The following is a 17,752-nucleotide window of genomic DNA, read 5'->3' on the forward strand; positions in this document are numbered from 1 at the left end:
CTTAGCGGTATTGGGCTTAAGCCTGCACACCAACACTTAAGCCCGTGTCATTCGTACCTGCCCCCTTTTTCGCTCGGCGCACCATACGACTCGACGAGATCAATGAGCCGCTGGCAAGTTCCGCTAAGTGTATGCGGGGTGTCTGCCAACGCCCCTAGCGCAGAGCGCTGTACAGGCTTCGCTTGCTGGCTTTGGGGATGGCAATCGGAGTCGGCTGGACGTCAAACGGGATCATGGCGACGTGATTGGCGGCGACGCCTTGGCGACCGGGGACACGTTTGGCGTGCGTTGCGTTGAGGGCGCTGTATTGTTGCATCAGCCGACGAATCTCCGGCTCATACTGAAATCCGCCGCCGGGCAATTCACGGCCGAGTGATTCAAAACTGCCGATGGTGACGACGGAGCGATCGCGATCGTGGTACTGGTAGGCTTCCTCGCCCTGCTTGCGAAGTTCTTTGACCATCTTGTCCGCTTGACGGGCAAATTTGGCCATCCGCTCTTCGCTCGGCTTGAATTTGTCCTGGTTCTTCGCGCCAAGAATCGTTCCGCAGGCGTTGAAGGTTCGCACCACGACGGTGAACTTGCCGTCGGCTTCCAGCAGGTTGTGGTCGGTACCTTCGTTGAGTTGTTTGACGAAGGAATCGACTTCGGGTTGTTGGAAGAACCCTTCGGGCAGCAGCGGATTTCGGGTGACGAAGGCGGCGGCCATTGGATTGCGGCCGCGGCCTTTACGGGATTTAAACAATTGCTCGCCGAACGCCTTGATCATTGACGCCGGGGATTCGGTGTTGTATTCGGCGGCGACGTCTGCGGGATCGCGAAACACATCGAGGTCCGCCGATTTAAGGCGTTCGAGGTCTTTCTCGATGCTTTCGTGATTGACCGAGTCGTATTCGCCGACCAGGACGGCATACGCCTGGTATTGGTGGGGGTTTGCATAGCGAGCGCGTCGGCCGGTCGCGTTGTCTTCGCCGGCGGTGCCGGTGAAATTGAATTCTTCCTTGTAGATGAATGCGGGCAATCGAAGTTCGCTGCGGATTTCGACGGCGGTTCGTTGGGCTCGGTCTTTGGCGTCTTCTCCAACAAAGGTCGTCGCGAGCAGGAGCCAGGGTCCATCCTCTTCGGTCAACACGAACGAGTCCGCTTCGTCGATCGGTTTTGATTTTCCGAACAGCCGCAACAAGCTCGGTGGGGCGGCCTGGGCGGGGGCGGCGGACAGCCCCGTGACAACGGCGGCGGTGCAAAACGCGGCAAACGAACGTCGGGAGGGACGCATCATCGGTAGGTTTCCCTGGATTATCGAGTCGATAGATCGTCAACTCGTCCCTAGGTAACAAATCCGACGTCGGGGGCGAAAGAGAGTTTTTGCGGGGGATGGCACCACGCGCCGCTCGCTTACGCGTCCCGCTGGGATATCGCATGTCAGCACGTGGCGTGAGCCAGTGGCGGGCGTCGGGATCGGGATTGCACGCCGCGCCGCTCGCTGACGCGTCCCGCTGGGGTGTCGCATGTCAGCACGTGGCGTGAGCCAGTGGCGGGCGTCGGGATCGGGATTGCACGCCGTGCCGCTCGCTGACGCGTCCCGCTGGGGTGGCGGGGTTGGCGGGATGTCGAACCATGATCACTGTTGCGCGCCTGGCTCTGACTACAACTTCGGCACGGGGCGTTTGGGCGCTTTTTTCAGCATCCGTTTTTGGTCGTCGCTGGCCGGCCGCGGGGGATTATTGTTGTTGCCCGGGTTGCGTCGTGGCGGCGGCGACAGATCGGTAAAGTCTTCGGTCCAGGTCCAACCGATCGGCACTTCCAGTTCTTTCTTGGCGAGCAATTCCCACGGTGTTCCGGGGTGCTCCTTGACGACGGTCTCGAGCAGCATTTTGGCCGTTTCGGCTTCGCGTTTCCATTTGCTGCCGACGGTTACCTCGTCGCTCGGCTCCAGGATCCAGGTGTTGTTTTTTTCTTTTTCGAACGACATGCCCAATTTTGCTTTGGCCAACATGGCATTGTACGTTTCCGTGCGGACTTTTTGGGCCAGGACGCGTCCCATGGCCAGATCGAATCCTGCCCGCCAACGCGGGCTCTCTTCTGACTCGCGGTACTTGATGCCCGGTTCGAGCGTCATCGCCATCCGTGCCAGGGGCTGCTCGAGTCGGGCCGCGTCTTGCTGTGCGCGGGTCAAGTCACCGGACAGTTGGGCCTGGTCGGTTCCGATGAAACGCAGCCTTGGGCGGCTGATTCCCGTGACCGGTTTGAGTTGGGCAGCGGTGACCAGGGCGCTGCGCAACGGGCTCGATTTGACTTTGGCAACGTAATCGCGTGGCGACAAATAGTCGGGGCGATAACGAGACATTGCGGTCGGGTCAAAGAAGTACTCCATGTCCGACGCGAACGCGGCCACATCACGCTTGTTGACTCGGCGGGAAACGTTGCGGTTGGGGTGGACGTTGAAATAGATCCCACCGGTTTCATAGCTCAGACGCGTCAACGCGTAGGGGCCGAAGCCGCTGTCGATCGTCGGCTCGTCTTCGAAGTTGGCGGTGAACGGTAATTGGACGCGCTCGGGCAAAAACGACTCGGGGCCTTGGTCGACCGATGCCCATTGCGGGGATTGGTCGTACTTGGGATCGGGATCGATGTACTTGACCAACGTTTCGCGGCGTCCGAAGGGGGCCGGGACGCCGATGATGTGAACCGGCATGCCGTATTTGCGGCAAATCTCGATCGTGTCTTCGACCTGCTGTTCGTCATCGCCACGCTCGTCCGTGACGACGATCAACAGCACGTTCCGCTGCGGTTCATTGCCGCCGCGGCTGACGCGTAGCGACTTGTACTGTTCGGCGGCGCTCTTGACTGCGGTAAAGACGCGTTCCATGCCGGACGAATCGGTTTCGATGTTGTCGACGATCTGTTTGATTTCGGCGACGTCTTCGGTAGGCGTCTCGGTGTAGAGCGTAATTTTTTCCCCGAACCCGATGACAGAATTGAGCAGCTGGGCGTCGTGGTTGATGCCACGTCGACGTTGTGCGGCCAGCTCTTTCTCGTCCTTCGCTTTTGCGTCAGTGACAATGCCCAACTCGTCATAGATCCGGTCGAACCGGTCGCGGATCTCTCTTCGTTGGCGGTGCAACGATCCGCTTTGGTCGAACAGCCAGACGACCAGTGTCGGACGCTCTTCCATCGATTGCAGGATTTCGAAGGTCAGACGATCGACGGCACCGGCCGCTCCGCTGGCCCCTTCACCGACGGTGCCTTTGCGGTCGGTCAGGCGGTCCATCGGGGCCATCGGTTGCGAGAAAATTCGATTGACTTCGATGTCGCCCAAGTCGCTTTTTTCCAGTTCGACGGGACTGGGGATTTCGGCGATTTCCGCGAACATTTCAGCCGACGCGTCCGCCATCTCGGCCTCGGCGGTGCTGTTGGCGCCGATCGCGATCTCCGGCATGTCGCTGAAAACAACCTCTTCCACCAGCGGTTCGGATTCGGTTTCCACCGGGGGCGAAACGATCACCACCGCTTCTTCGTCTTTGAAAACGGCGCTGGGCGCGATCGCCAGGGAGACAATGATCAAGAGATGCACGGCCATGCTGCCAATCAGCGCGGCGGACTCGTCCGTCTGCAGAACCGGTTCCTCTTCCAACTCCTCCTCGTCCCAGGCATCGACCTCTTCCAAGTCCTGATCCCCCAGATCGATAGCGTCGACGGGACGCTCCGGAAACTCGGCCGAACCGGTGCTGGGAAATTCAGTGGTACTCATGCTAACATCCGATCCTGGAAAACGTGCACAGAGGGACTGAGCGAAGCACCGCAAAGCGGGCCGGGCGAACGGGGGAAGCATTGCCGTCGTGATCGCTGCCTAGACAGTGTCGCTGAGCTTTCACAAACTTTCAACGTAGAAACGACTTTAGGGCCACCTGTTCACCTGAACTCTATTTGAACGAACGCCGATCTCGCACATTTTGTACCCAAAACGACTCTAGTGGGGGGGCAGGCTGTGCAACGCCCGGGATCGCTGGAAACGCCGGCTACGAGAGGAAAATTTGTGACGCAACGATTGATCGCGATCGGAGACATTCATGGTTGTCGCACCGCCCTGGAGACAGTGTTGGATGCGATTGATCCGACCGGCGAGGACATCATCGTCACGCTGGGAGACTACATCGATCGGGGGCCCGATTCTCGCGGGGTGATCGACACCCTGATTCGACTCGCGGATCGCTCTCAGTTGGTCGGCGTGCTGGGCAACCACGAAGAAATGATGCTGGAGGTCCTGCATCACGGCGGCTCTCACCACGCTTGGTTGCGTTACGGCGGTGTGGAGACGTTGGAAAGCTATGGCTTCGACGGCGATCTGGATTTTCTGCCGCCCGAACACCAACAGTTTCTCGAATCGCTAGGCGATTTTTATCTCTCCGGAGACTTCTTTTTCACCCATGCCGCCTACGATCCTGAGCTGCCATTGGAAGAACAAGCGATCGAAATGCTGCGATGGTATTCGCTGACCAATGGGATTCCGCCCCAGCATCAAAGCGGCAAGACGGCGGTGGTCGGACACACCGCCAACCGAGACGGAGAGATTCTCGACTCCGGCCACCTGATTTGCCTGGACACCTATTGTTATGGCGGTGGCTGGTTGACGGCGATGGATGTCAACACCCGGCAGGTCTGGCAAGCAAATGAAAAAGGGGAGCTGCGGCAGTAAACGCTATCGCAGCAAGCACGATCGACGACGACGCTGAAGGGCCACGCCGCAGGTGGCGAGCATCAGGATCGTTGCCGCAGCGGGTTCTGGAATGGCGACCGCACCCACCGTCACGACACCCGGCGTGAAGCTGAAATCGATCTCGTCGCCGGAGGCTTGCGCGAAGAATGATTCCGGTCGCACGCTCACGCCATATTGGTCACCCGCGGTTGCCGCCGCCGATGCCCCGCCGAGAAAATGCGCCAGGTCGACGCTCGCGAGTAGGTGACCGCCGGTGACCGACGTGTTGGAAAAATCCGCAGTGCCATCGCTGACAATGATCTCGACGGGCGACGAGACAATTGTCGCATCGAACCCGTTGATGAGGGAATCACTGTTGCCCACAAAGATGTAGTCGGCGCTCTGAAGAAACGTTTCCGATTGTGGATCGACGAAAACCAACGAACTGCCCGCAGCGGCGCTCATCGGTGTGATCTCCAAGATCAACTCAAATTCAGCCAAATTCTGCGGCGGTGCATCGCTGGCGAGCCCTATATCCAACAACAGGTTGCCGCCCGGATCGACCGTTCCGCTACCGATCGAGATTTCAAAATCGGCCTTCGCGGGGGCGACCGCCAACAGCAACACGGTCGAAACGGCAATCAGCAATCGGTCAATTGCGGTGGACGTGGGCATCGGTGGTGGTCCGGGAAGAGCGTGTGGGATTGCCCGGTGCGACGGGAGAATCAGGGGCGTGTTCACGCAGTAGAATAGTTAGAAACCGAACCTGGATCGAACACTTTCCCGGACCGTCGCGATTTTTGCACCGTTGCCCCCGTTGTGATCGCGTTGATCTTTCGTCCCAATCACAATGTCAATGAATCCCAGCAATGACCCGACCGACGCGGATTGGAAACAGCCACGCATGACTTTAAACCTGATTCCCCGCCGGATGGTTGATTGCCCCCCGGATATCGCCAAGCGGAAATTGTTTCGCCACGTCGCGATCGCATCGGTCTTGTCCATGGCCGTGCTCGGTCTTGCCGACGCGGTTCATGCAGGGATGAGTAGCGAAAATGTGGTGGTGGTGGTCAACGGTGATTCCATGGTCTCACGGACCGTCGCCAACTATTACGTGGATGCAAGGAAGATCCCGACGAAGAACGTGGTCGTGCTGCGCGACGTCCCCGGCGGCCTTCATGTCGAACTGGAGGCGTTTCGCGATCAGATTCTCAAACCGCTGCTGGCCGAGATTGATGCGCGCGGTCTTTCGCCCGTCGCCCGTGTGATCGCCTACTCGGCGGGCTTTCCGACCGCCGTCAAGATCTCGTCGCATCGCGACAAGCTCACCGATCCGACGGCGAAAAAGTACCAGTTGCCGGTCGCCTCGATCACGGGCCTGACCTATTTCTATCGCTATGTCTTGGCCGACGATCCGGGATACCTGAGTTTTGCGTCCAACCTGTATGCGCGTGGCAAATTCGAGCGGCACTTTCTGAACCCCTTTGCCGGAGAGAAAAAGTCCGAGTTTGAAGCCGCCATGAAACTGCTCGAGGAAGAAAAGTACGCCGAATCGGCAGAGATTTGGAGGAAGCTGCACCAGGGGCACCCGAAGACGATGCCCGCGCTGGCGCTTCGCGCCGCCGAAGCGTATTCACTCGACGGGCAAGCGGAACCGGCGGTGGAAATGATTCGCGCGGCGCTCAAAGCCGGCTGGCGATCGTCCGGTTATTTGACCGAGACGCCGGCGCTGGAAAAACATCTCGGCGATCCGAAGATTCAAACAGCGCTGCCGTATCTCGACGATAGTCCGATCGCTTGGCAGGGGCCACAAGCGTTTTCGTCGAGCGTCGGATGGACGTTGACCGGCAGCCCGGTGGAAATCAAAGACGGTGGGATCCCCTATCTGTGCGCCTGTTCGTTGGCCGTCGTGCATCCAAATGGTTCCACACTCAGCGATGCCGTTCGGATCCTGTTGCGCGCCGGCAAGGGCGATCGTACGTTTCCCCGAGGTCGCTTCGCGTTTAGCACCACCGGAGATGTTCGATCAAAAACCAGGTTTCCGGGCGTCGCCGAGACGATCGTCTATCTGCAGGAAAACGGGTTCGAGACCGAAGTGTTCAATGCCGTCGTTCCATATAAACAGGGCGCGATCGTGGGTTTGATGCTCGGCACTTCGACGGCCGATGTGATGGGAAAGCCATGGATTCTGGTGCGCGGTTCGATCGCCGAGAATTTGACCAGTTTCGGCGGGGCCTTCGACATCGGATCCCAAACCAAATTGACGGCGTTCCTCAGCGCCGGCGCCGCGATGTCTAGCGGTGCGGTCGCCGAGCCCTATTCGCTGCAGTACAAGTTTCCCACACCCATGCTTTATGGGTACTACGCTCGCGGGCTTTCGGCGATCGAGTCCTTTTATCAGTCCGTCGCGTCACCCTATCAATTGCTGATCGTGGGCGATCCGCTCGCACAGCCGTTTGCAAAAGCGCCCGATGAACTGGTGGAATCACGTTTTGTCACCGACGGCAAAAGGCGGTTGAACATCTCACGTCGTTCGCTGCGATTAAAAGTCCCCAAGTCGCGTCCCGCTTCATTGGAGCTTTCGATCGATGATCGGCTGTTTCAAGTCGTTCCGCTGACCGGGGCCGTCGATGTTCAAACCGTTGACATCAATTGGCCCGAAGGCACGTCCGGGATCTACGACGTCCGTGCAACGTTGACCGGGCTCGATCGTACCGAACCTCGCGTCACGTTTGTGTCGGAAGTCGACGTTCAAGGCGATCACCCCGCACCGACGGCCACCGTCACCAAACCGCGCGGCCAGGCGGACGGGTTCGGCAATGACGGCAGCAATGCGACACCGATTGAAGTCAGCCTGAAATGTCCCGGGGCTGACCGAATCGAGCTCCATCATCTCGGTCAAAGCGTCGCGAACGTGGAGGCCGAGGAGGGCACGGTGACGGTGGAAACCAAGGCTCTCGGCGGTGGCCCGTTGCGGTTTCGTCCGATCGCGTTTTTTGGCGAAACGAAAGTCCGTGGCAAGACGCTGATCAATCAGGTGGACGCACTCAAATAGTTCTCCACCTCTGTCCGGATCTCCGCCTGTACTTCCTCGGGCGAACGAGCGGCGTTGATCACGGCGGTGAATGGACTCGCTCGGGGCAATTCGGCCAAGAACGATTGGCGGACCAACTCCATGTATTCCGCCCCGCGTGACTCCATGCGGTCCGCGGGCCCTTCGATCCGGCGCATCGCTTGTTCAGCCGGCATGTCCAGCAACAGCGTCAAATCGGGGCGGACGCCCCCGTTGGCCAGCCCTCCCATTTGCCAGAGCAAGTCCGGGGAAACCCCCGTCAGACCATCACTGACACTTTGGTAGACCACATTGGCCAACAAAAAACGATCACTAATCACGCTTTTTCCGGAGGCGAGCGTCGGTCGAATGGTCGTTTCAACCATCTCGCAGCGGCTGGCCATGAACAGCATCGCTTCGGTTCGTCGATGCATGGTCAGCCGGCTTTCGAGCAACAAAGCCCGCAAACGTCGGCCAATTTCCGAACTTCCTGGGTCGCGCGTCGTAATGAACTCCATGCCGAGTTCCCGCAGCAGACGCTCCAGCCCTTGGATTTGCGTGGATTTGCCGACGCCGTCGATCCCGTCGATGGCGATAAAGTGACCTGTTTTGGGGGGCATTGAGACTTGTTTTGAAACGTAAAAGGGAAATCAATTCACGATGCGATTCGACTGGATGAAGCCGGTTTTCGGTAGGGGAAGTTGGCTGAGGTTGTCGAAATGCCGCTTTCTGCCACCTGCGGCGTCTCGATCGATGGCCAGCGAGAGTGGTTTTGGGTTTTTTAAGCTTGATTAATGGCCTTAGAAGGGGTAGGTTCTTCCCCTTGCAGCCCTTTTCAACGGATTTCTCTCTTCAGGAATGGCTGATGAGTACAAACAGTCTTGTTCGCTTCACACGGTCTTGTCCTACCTGTGGCCGGCGAATTCAGATCCGTGGCTCTTTGCTCGGTCGTGTCGTCGCCTGCCGTCATTGCAATGCGGAGTTTGTGGCGTCGGCGTCGGACGATGCAACCGGCTGTATCGATGACGCGCAGCGGTTGATGGATCGTGTGGAGTCGGTGCTGTCACGGAGTCAGCCCCCGATGATCGACACCCCCGCGTCGACTCCCACGCCCGCCTCGACCACCACGCCCGCCAGCTGAGGTGTGTTGGCCCTCTTTTTGTTCCGCCATTTCGTCCGGGCGTCTGCCGTGAACGACGGAGCTCGGCAATGGGCAATGCTGAACGCTTAGAGAGTCGATCTAGAAAGACGAATCGGAGAAACGGCTTCTGCTTCGCAACCGATCACTCCCGGGGAGACGCAAGTCGTTGACGATCAAGAGGTACCGCCGTTCGCGTTGATCGGTGCGTCCGCCCGAGGGAACGCTGTTGAAGTGTAGTGGGCGACCATCTCGCGCACCGATTCGGCGACCGTCTCGCGGAACTCCGCCGGCTCGATGACCTCCGCATCTGCGCCCAGGGAGAGAACTTTGGGCAGAATTTCCCGCGGGTGAGCGGCCGGGACGGTCAGCATGGTCTGGTCGTCGCCCAAGTCTTCCAACGATTGTTCCGGGTGCCAGGGGTCTTCGCGAAGGTAGGCGGCGCTCCGTTTTCCCAAGCGTATTTTGACCAGTGTCGGGGTATCTCCGGAGAAGATTCCGATGCTGCTGCCCAGGTACTTCGACAAGTCGATCTTTGGGTCAGGCTTGAAGTACTCGTCCAGTAGCGTGGCGTGATGAAATCGATCCAGTTTCCAATTCCGTAAACGTTGGCTGTTGTCCGGTTGGTCGGTCGTTGTCGTGCCCGGGACCGCTGCCACGATGTAGATGCTGCTCTGATAGACGGCCAAACCGTAGGGTTCGATTTTTCGAGTCGACACCGGTTTGCCGATCGATTCGTATTCGATTTCGACGAGCCGATGTTCCAGGATCGCGCGGTTAATCGTCTTCAGCATCCCTTCTTGGCGCTCGTACGATTTGCTGGGCGAGCCGAACACGTGCAGGGCGGCACGGTACCGCGCGTAATGGTCGAAGACACCGTTGGGCACCGCTTCTTGGACTTTGTTCCAGAAGGTCTCGATGCCACGCCAGTATTGGGTGCCCATCAGCGGATAGAGCAGTTCGCGTCCGATCGATAGGGCGATCAATTCGGTCGCCGAAATGCCGATCTCGTGGACGTCGGTGGTGTTTTGGCCCAATTTGAACACGCGACCGCGTTGGACGGTTTCTGATTGGATATCAAAGCCCGCAGCTTGCAGCGCTTCCAGATCGCGGCGGACCGTTCGCTCGTGCAGTTTGGTCAGACCCAAGTCCGCGACCAAATCGCCTCGCAACTCCTCCAGCGTGCGACCGAAACGCGACAATTCGAGCAGTTGGAGCAACTTGTGTTGGCGAATGAGCTGTTCATTGCGTGCCATCTGGGATTCGTCTCCTTACGAGTCGCGACCAAAACAGAACACGAGTCCTGCCGCTCGTGAAGCCCCGGTGTCGAGACGGGGTGGCCGGATTCTACGCGTCACCGCGGCAGCAGAGCAGTGGTGTGCCACTCGATGGATCAAAAAACGATCCCATTTCTCGCGTCGCTCCCAAATCACCGGGTCTGTCCCCGCAGTGTACGGGTCTGCACAACGGGGTCGGTCTGCACAACGGGGTCTGTCCCCATTTGGGAAATAGGACGGATGGGACGAATAGGACCCATACGTCGTCTAGGTCCCATTGGTCCCATTTGCCATAGTGTGCACACCCGGGGTCTGTCCCCACGCGGGGAATAGGACGGATGGGACGAATAGGACCCATAAGTCGTCTAGGTCCCATTGGTCCCATTTACCCTCGGACGTTCGGGGTCTGTCCCCCGACGCGGTGTGGCCCGGCCGCTTGGGGCACATCCCTGTGGGGGTGGGCGGCGATTTCGCGATCGTCGGGGATGTTCCCAAAATCAGGTGATTGCATCATCATGCGGGTTCAGACATTTCGTTCTTTTAACTTTGCCAACCCATGCCTCTCGATCCAGATTTTGAGACCGCCCTGAAGAATCATGCCGTCGAACTCGATGGCAACGTCGCTGCTCGATTGCAGGCCTATGCGGAGGCGATGTGGAGCTGGAACGAAAAACTGAATCTGACCCGTCACACGACGTGGGACCTGTTTGTCGGTCGTGATTTGCGAGATTGCCTCCAACTGGCACCCATCCTCGATTCGGGCGAAGAAGTCTTGGATCTCGGCAGCGGCAATGGCGTGCCGGGGATCCCACTGGCGATCCTGCGACCGGACATCGACGTCTCGTTGGCCGAATCGGTTGCCAAGCGAGCGAGCGTGCTGGGCGAATTGATTGCCGACCTCGATCTGCCGGTACCCGTCTATTCGGCGCGGGGTGAGGATCTGTTGGAGGACTTCCGCTTCAGCAGTTTGGTTTGCCGCGCCGTGGGAAGCATCTCGAAACTCTGCCGCTGGATCGAGCCCCATTGGAGCAACGTCGACCGCATGCTGCTGATCAAAGGGCCCAAATGGATCGAGGAACGTTCCGAAGCACGACATCAGGGCTTGATGGGCAATTTGCAGTTGCGGAAGGTTGCGTCCTATCCGCTCGGTGACGAAAGCGAAGAAGAGCAAGGCGCCATCGTCCAGATTTGGCCCAAGGGGCGTGACCTGCCGATGAAAATCAGCTGACCGGCAATCAGCTCACTAGCGCAGCCACCGGCTGGAAGCCTCTGCCACGTTCCGAATTCTGCCGGTCGCTCACACGTAGTTCGGCGTCGGCGGACGGTAGTCACCCAGATCGATTGACTTGAACCAATCGATCGTTTGTCGCAACCCATCGGCGAGCTTGATTTTGGGTTCCCAGCCGAGTTCTTGCTTGGCCAGCGTAATATCCGGCCGCCGACGCGTCGGATCGTCTGCCGGAAGTGGTTTTTGAACCAATTTGCTCGCCGACCCGGAAATCTCGATGACCTGTTCGGCCAATTCGCGAATCGTGAATTCGTCCGGATTGCCGATGTTGACCGGTCCGACGAAATCGTCGTGATTCATCATTGCGATGATCGCGTTGACCAAGTCGTCGCGAAAACAAAACGAGCGAGTTTGAGAGCCGTCGCCGAAGATCGTGATGTCTTCGCCGACCAACGCTTGACGAATGAAGTTTGAAACGACGCGTCCGTCAAAGGGGTGCATCCGGGGGCCGTAGGTGTTAAAAATCCGCACGATGCGGACGTCAACACCGTTGCTGCGGTGATAATCCATGAACAGGGTCTCGGCCGCACGTTTGCCTTCGTCATAACAGGCACGAATCCCGATCGGGTTGACGCTGCCGCGATACGATTCCACCTGCGGGTGGACTTCGGGGTCGCCGTAGACCTCGCTGGTGCTGGCTTGCAAGATCCGTGCGCCACAGCGTTTGGCGATGCCCAGCATGTTGATCGCCCCCATCACGCTGGTCTTCATCGTCTTGATCGGGTTGTACTGGTAATGCCCGGGAGCGGCCGGGCAGGCCATGTTGTAGATCTGGTCGACTTCCAAAAACACCGGCAGGGTGATGTCGTGACGGATCAGCTCAAAATTGGGCAAGTCGAGCAGATGCGCAACGTTCGTCTTCTGGCTGGTAAAAAAATTGTCCAAACAGATGACATCGTGGCCCTGTTCGACCAAACGTTCGCACAGGTAGGAGCCCAAGAATCCGGCACCGCCGGTGACAAGAATGCGTTGAATCATGTGTCGGATGGGTAAGTCGTTGAGAATCGCTCGCCCGTCCACTCGCTCGGTGAGAGAATGAACGGTTGAATCGGCCGCCGCGGATGGACCGACATCGTATCGAAACCTGCGTTTCGGCACGACCGCCATCGCGACACTTTCGCTGCGATCCGCTGCTACGTCAGACTGGAAGGCTTCTTGACGCGGAAAATGCGACCTGATCTTCCGTTACGGGTCGATCAGTCGGTTGTCGATCAACCGCGTCGAGCCGACTTTGGCCGCGATCAGCGCGACGGCTCGGTCATGGATCAGCGGGATCGGTTGCAAGGTCTGTGAATCGACCAGTTTGGCATAATCGATCGAGTCGACGCCCTGTTCAGGTCCGTCGGCCGACAACGTCGCCTGCATGATTCGTTCGATTTCGGCGGCATCGCGTTGGCCGTCGCGGACCGCCTGCTCGGCAGCATCAAGTGCCGCGAAAAGACGTAGCGCTCGGATTCGTTCTTCGGCGTTCAGGTAGCGATTGCGGCTACTCATGGCCAGTCCATCGGTTTCGCGAACGGTGGGACAGGCAACGATCTCAATCGGGACATTCAGATCTCGGACCATCGCCCGGATCACGCACAGTTGCTGATAGTCTTTCTGGCCAAAAAACGCGTGCGTGGTCGGAAGAATGTGAAACAGTTTCAGCACGACCGTGGCGACGCCTTGAAAGTGCGTCGGTCGGAACTCGCCTTCGAGTGATTGGGCGACACTGGGCGGCTGGACCGACGTGCTGAATCCCGGCGGGTAGATTTCGTCCGATTCGGGGACAAAGACGGCGGAGACACCTTCGCGGCGCAGCCCTTCCAGGTCGGCATCGAGCGTCCGGGGATAACGGCTCAGGTCTTCGTGGGGCGCGAACTGGGTCGGGTTGACGAAGATCGTGGTGACGGTGTGGTCGCACCGGCCGACGCTGGTCCGCGCCAGCGAGAGATGGCCTTCATGCAAGGCCCCCATCGTCGGCACCAAGCCGACCGATGCATCGCGGCAACGCCATCGCCAAACAAGCTCGGTGGCCTGTTCGGTCGTTCTTAGAATCTGCATTTCGCTCGTCGGTTAAGGCATGCTCGAGGTCGCTTCGGCAAGCACATGCTCAGCGACAAAGATCGGCAACGGCGGCGAGAAGGTGACGGCGACGGCGATGGCGTCACTGGGGCGAGAATCGATTTCGATCATCTCGCCGTCTTCGGTCTCAAGACGCAATTGAGCGAAATAGGTTTGTTTGCTCAAGTCACTGATCACGACGCTGTGGATCGAAGCGCCGAGGGCCTCGGCCGTTCGCACGACCAAGTCGTGCGTCAGCGGTCGGGGCGGTTGATAGCCGTCTTCTTTGACGCGTCGGTCGATGTTGGTCGCTTCGAAAATGCCGATCAAGATGGGGAACTCACGCTCCCCATCGATCTCGCGCAAATAGATGACTTGGCTTTCGGTCAGCTCGGAAATGATGATCCGAGCAAGTTGCATTTGAACCGGCATCGCGGCGGGCCAGAATGGGACTGGAAATCATGAAACGTTACGCTGGTTCAAAGTTTACCACCGATCGCGGCCACGGACACGATGCGACGGCGAGCTATTTTTCCAAGCGGAACATCGTGACACCCAGCGGCGGCATATTGACAAGGATGCTGTCGGGGCGTCCGTGGTGGCCGTCGCCGGTCGAGTTCGCTCCGGGATAGTTGCCGACGTTCGAGCCGCCGTAGCGTTCGCTATCGCTATTGAAAATCTCTTTCCAAAAACCGCTCTTGGGAACACCGACCCGGTAGTTCGGACGCACCACCGGTGTGAAATTGCAGCAGATCAAGATCGGCTCGGTCCCGGCCAGGCCCTTGCGGAGGAAAACCAAGGTGCTTTCCTGCCAATTCATGCAGTCGACCCATTCGAATCCGTCACCGGTGAAATCCAATTGGTGCAGGGCCGGATTTTCGATCACCAGTTTGTTCAGATCCGAAACCAGATTCTGCACGCCGCGATGGGATTCGAAATCCAACAGCAACCAATCGGGGCCGTCGTCGTGGTTCCATTCGTTCCACTGTGCCAGTTCGCCGCCCATGAACAACAGCTTCTTGCCCGGGTGCGTCCACATGTAGGAATAGAGCAACCGCAGGTTGGCAAATTTCTGCCACACGTCGCCGGGCATCTGGCTGATCAGTGAGCCTTTGCCATGAACGACTTCATCGTGCGAGAGCGGCAGCATGAAGTTTTCGGTGAAGGCATAAATCATGCTGAAGGTCAGATCGTTTTGATGATGCCCCCGGTGAATGGGTTCCTTCTGCATGTACGTCAGCGTGTCGTTCATCCATCCCATGTTCCACTTGTAGGTGAAACCGAGTCCGCCGTCGTAGACGGGTCGTGAAACGCCGGGCCATGCCGTCGATTCCTCGGCGATCGTCACCGCACCGGGATGATGTTCGTGGACGGCCACGTTGAACTCGCGGAGAAAATCAATCGCTTCCAAGTTTTCGCGACCGCCGTACTGGTTCGGAATCCAGCCGCCGTCTTCGCGGCTGTAATCCAGGTACAGCATCGAAGCGACCGCGTCGACCCGCAAACCGTCGATGTGGTATTTCTCCAACCAGAAGATCGCGTTGGCGACCAGGAAGTTGCGAACTTCGTTGCGACCGAAGTTGAAGATCATCGTGCCCCAGTCCGGGTGTTCACCCTGGCGTGGGTCTTCGTGTTCATACAGCGCCGAACCATCGAAGCGGCGCAGCCCGTGCGCGTCTTTGGGGAAGTGGGCCGGAACCCAATCGACCAACACGCCGACATCATGTTGGTGCAGGTAATCGACGAAGTACATGAAGTCTTCGGGGCTGCCGTGCCGGCTGGTGGGGGCAAAGTAGCCGACCGTCTGGTAGCCCCAAGAACCGGTGAAGGGGTGCTCGGTGACGGGCAGCAATTCGACGTGGGTGAAATTCATCCGGTGGCAATAATCGACCAGACGATGCGCCAAATCACGATAGTCCAGCCAACCGTGCGTGCGGCCGGGGCCTTTCTGCCAACTCCCCAAGTGGCACTCGTAGACGTTCATCGGAGCATGCATCGGATCGGTCGCCGCACGCCGCTCCATCCACGCATCGTCGTTCCACTGGTGCTTGTCCAAGTCGGTGATGATCGATGCGGTCAAGGGGGGCAACTCGGCTGCGAATCCGACCGGGTCGGTCTTGTCGATCCATTGACCGTGCTGGTCCAAAATCCGGAATTTATATTTCTGACCGGCCTTGGCACCCGGGATGAACAGTTCCCAGATCCCGACCGACATGTCCAGCTTGGCGACGTGACCGCGTCCGTCCCAGCCGTTGAAATCACCGACCACCTGGACGATTCGGGCGTTCGGCGCCCAGACGGCGAAATTGACGCCATCGATGTCGTCGACGGTCCGCAGCTGGGCGCCGAGTGAGTCGAAGAGCCGATAGAATTTGCCTTCGCCGAGCAGATAACGATCGAAATCGGTCAGAATCGATGGCACCGCGTAGGGGTCGTTCGTCTCGATGAGTTTGCCAGTTTTGTCAGCCATTTGAATTCGATAACTTGAGTGCGTCGAGGGTGTCACCTCATCATTATGCCCGATCGAGGTCGCGTCGACCGTGCCTGAGCAGATTGCCTCAAAAAACCCCGCTGGATGCAGTTTACGCATCGGACGACGCTCTCCGGTGGGATAATCGACGATCCAAGCGGCCTGGGCATCCGGCAAAAAACTGCGGACGGCCGTCGCCTTTGTGCCGCGGTAGTCGATCGTGTGCGGGCCGAGGATTGACGAAGGATTCTCCAAATGACCGTCAACGAGTCGTCCGAGATCGGTGAGGGAAATCTGTGTGTGCATGTCGAAAAACGGTGGGTCCAAAAGGGTCAAATTTGACAAGCGACTCGCAAAATCCATTGCGGAGCCGTGAATTGATTGCTGCGGAGCCGTGAATTGATTGCTGCGGAGCCGTGAATTGATTGCTGCGGAGCCGGGGAAAACGGCTGTCCGCCACGGGGGCGAACTGCCAACGGGGCTCGCCGCGGCGACGGTCGGGAACGGGACGTCCCGGTTTATTCGGATTCCAAATCTTCAGCCGTGAACCGTCCGCGGCGGCGGAGGCTGGATGGTGTGACGGGTGCGGCCGCGTCGCCGTTGATCAGCCGACGCAACCGCCCGCTGGGGGCCGGAACGCTGCTGCGAACGTTGTTTTGAGCTGTGTCGGACGCTGTGTTTTGGGGGCTGCCGAGACGTGAGCGGCTCGGCGGTGGGTCGATGCGGTAGTGGGATGGACCGGCCGGCGAGGGCTGCCGCGGCAGTCGCGCCGAATCCTGGCGAGTGGCCGAATCGAGGTCGGCGGCCTGACCGAGATCGGCGGCCTGACCGAGAGCTTGGTGCCCATGGCTGACCAGGCAGGAACTGACCAGACAGGCTTGCACGCGATGAATCGCCAGGGTGCGGTCGATCCGGCGCCACAGGTCGGCGTGCTGCACGTCGATCCGCCGGCCGAAGTGTTCCCAGCGAAAGTTGTTTTGGCGCCAGCGGGGCAGCGAGTTGGAAAGCGAACGAATCAGGTAGCGATTGTTGCTCAACAGCGTCACCGCGCTGGGGCCTTCCAGCGATTCGAGTCCACGAACGGCTGCCAGCAATGTCAGCCGATTCAGGTCGCCGAGTTCTTGGTCTTCGGCATCCAAGATCAATTCCCCGTCGGCCGCTTCGAGTGTGAATCGCCACCGTCCGTCGGTGAGCGAACGCGAGTAGGCTTCGCAAACGAGCAGGTAATCCGTTTCAATTGCTGGGTTCTGGTGGGAGGGGAGTCCAGAGGAGGGCACGGCAATTGGTGGATTGTGGAGGGCTCGGTTTTGCGTCATCAGCGAAGGGCCGACGGGGTCCATTGGGAATGACAGCTTCACGGCACGCAGCTCCATTGACGATGCTTCGGGAAGAAAACAGACTCGCGTGACATCTGCGAGTGACTCGGCATCCGGGCCGCCTGACCGGTGATCCATTCCGTTGAGTGCGACGACGAGAGTGGCCCGCGGGATTGGGAGGGGCAGGCACTCTCGTCGTGCAAGAGTGGACTCGTCAAACTTTGCCGCGTCGCCAAAGTTTGTCCAGTAGATTTTGCTTGCGCCGATTGAAGGCCGCTGTCAGGACGCTACCATTCGCTACAATCGGCGCCCTTTGCGGCTCGACGCGTCGTCAAGCCGGCGACGCTCCGGACTGGCGATCCGATCGAAGTTCGGAACTCAACGCGATGATGCCAGGCGCGACGCGCGAGCGAGGGACGCCGCGTGGCCCCTTGCGAACGCATGCGGGCTTTAATCCAATACCGCTAAGTTA

Annotated in this window: 14 protein-coding genes; 4 read left to right on the top strand and 10 right to left on the bottom strand. The window is 59.0% G+C overall.

Features of this window, described 5'->3' with window-relative positions:
• Nucleotides 1–154: 154 nt before the first annotated feature.
• Complete coding sequence (locus NZK35_RS22875; protein ID WP_259634846.1) at nt 155–1,279, bottom strand: hypothetical protein; 1,125 nt, start codon at nt 1,277–1,279, stop codon at nt 155–157.
• A 366-nt stretch (nt 1,280–1,645) separates the two neighbouring features.
• Nucleotides 1,646–3,751, bottom strand: a complete 2,106-nt coding sequence (locus NZK35_RS22880; RefSeq protein WP_259634847.1) for a vWA domain-containing protein — start codon at nt 3,749–3,751, stop codon at nt 1,646–1,648.
• A gap of 285 nt (nt 3,752–4,036) precedes the next feature.
• On the opposite strand from NZK35_RS22880, the gene NZK35_RS22885 reads away from it, so the two are divergent.
• The gene (locus NZK35_RS22885) at nt 4,037–4,696 is read left to right on the top strand and encodes a metallophosphoesterase family protein (RefSeq protein ID WP_259634848.1); all 660 of its coding nucleotides are present in this window, start codon (nt 4,037–4,039) and stop codon (nt 4,694–4,696) included.
• A gap of 3 nt (nt 4,697–4,699) precedes the next feature.
• On the opposite strand, the gene NZK35_RS22890 is transcribed toward NZK35_RS22885, so the two are convergent.
• Nucleotides 4,700–5,371: a hypothetical protein gene (locus NZK35_RS22890; RefSeq protein WP_259634849.1), complete on the bottom strand. Its 672-nt coding sequence runs from the start codon at nt 5,369–5,371 to the stop codon at nt 4,700–4,702.
• A 175-nt stretch (nt 5,372–5,546) separates the two neighbouring features.
• On the opposite strand from NZK35_RS22890, the gene NZK35_RS22895 reads away from it, so the two are divergent.
• Nucleotides 5,547–7,751 (top strand): hypothetical protein, encoded by a 2,205-nt coding sequence (locus NZK35_RS22895; RefSeq protein WP_259634850.1) that lies wholly within the window; start codon nt 5,547–5,549, stop codon nt 7,749–7,751.
• Here the strand turns inward: NZK35_RS22895 and tmk are convergent.
• Entirely contained in the window at nt 7,730–8,368 is a 639-nt protein-coding gene (gene tmk / locus NZK35_RS22900) for a dTMP kinase (protein WP_259634851.1), read from the bottom strand. The genes NZK35_RS22895 and tmk overlap by 22 nt on opposite strands.
• A gap of 245 nt (nt 8,369–8,613) precedes the next feature.
• Here tmk and NZK35_RS22905 point away from each other — a divergent pair, with 245 nt between their 5' ends.
• Entirely contained in the window at nt 8,614–8,889 is a 276-nt protein-coding gene (locus NZK35_RS22905; protein WP_259634852.1) for a response regulator, read from the top strand.
• Nucleotides 8,890–9,062: 173 nt separating this feature from the next.
• Here NZK35_RS22905 and NZK35_RS22910 read toward each other — a convergent pair whose 3' ends face one another.
• Entirely contained in the window at nt 9,063–10,142 is a 1,080-nt protein-coding gene (locus NZK35_RS22910; RefSeq protein WP_259634853.1) for a helix-turn-helix transcriptional regulator, read from the bottom strand.
• 577 nt (nt 10,143–10,719) lie between these two features.
• Between NZK35_RS22910 and rsmG the strand changes: the two genes are divergently transcribed.
• Nucleotides 10,720–11,391 (top strand): 16S rRNA (guanine(527)-N(7))-methyltransferase RsmG, encoded by a 672-nt coding sequence (gene rsmG / locus NZK35_RS22915; RefSeq protein WP_259634854.1) that lies wholly within the window; start codon nt 10,720–10,722, stop codon nt 11,389–11,391.
• 69 nt (nt 11,392–11,460) lie between these two features.
• On the opposite strand, the gene NZK35_RS22920 is transcribed toward rsmG, so the two are convergent.
• The 5 genes from NZK35_RS22920 to NZK35_RS22940 form a co-directional block, all read right to left on the bottom strand.
• Nucleotides 11,461–12,429, bottom strand: coding sequence for a UDP-glucuronic acid decarboxylase family protein (locus NZK35_RS22920; protein WP_259634855.1), 969 nt, complete (start codon nt 12,427–12,429; stop codon nt 11,461–11,463).
• A gap of 207 nt (nt 12,430–12,636) precedes the next feature.
• Nucleotides 12,637–13,494, bottom strand: coding sequence for a pantoate--beta-alanine ligase (gene panC, locus NZK35_RS22925; protein WP_259634856.1), 858 nt, complete (start codon nt 13,492–13,494; stop codon nt 12,637–12,639).
• A 12-nt stretch (nt 13,495–13,506) separates the two neighbouring features.
• A complete protein-coding gene (locus NZK35_RS22930) occupies nt 13,507–13,926 on the bottom strand; it encodes a bifunctional nuclease family protein (RefSeq protein WP_259634857.1) in 420 nt (139 codons plus the stop codon).
• Nucleotides 13,927–14,020: 94 nt separating this feature from the next.
• Complete coding sequence (glgB, locus tag NZK35_RS22935) at nt 14,021–16,270, bottom strand: 1,4-alpha-glucan branching protein GlgB (RefSeq protein ID WP_259634858.1); 2,250 nt, start codon at nt 16,268–16,270, stop codon at nt 14,021–14,023.
• A gap of 212 nt (nt 16,271–16,482) precedes the next feature.
• Nucleotides 16,483–17,241, bottom strand: coding sequence for a ribonuclease HI (locus NZK35_RS22940; RefSeq protein ID WP_259634859.1), 759 nt, complete (start codon nt 17,239–17,241; stop codon nt 16,483–16,485).
• Nucleotides 17,242–17,752: the final 511 nt, after the last annotated feature.

The organism is Stieleria sedimenti (assembly GCF_025060895.1).
Lineage (GTDB): Bacteria > Planctomycetota > Planctomycetia > Pirellulales > Pirellulaceae > Stieleria > Stieleria sedimenti.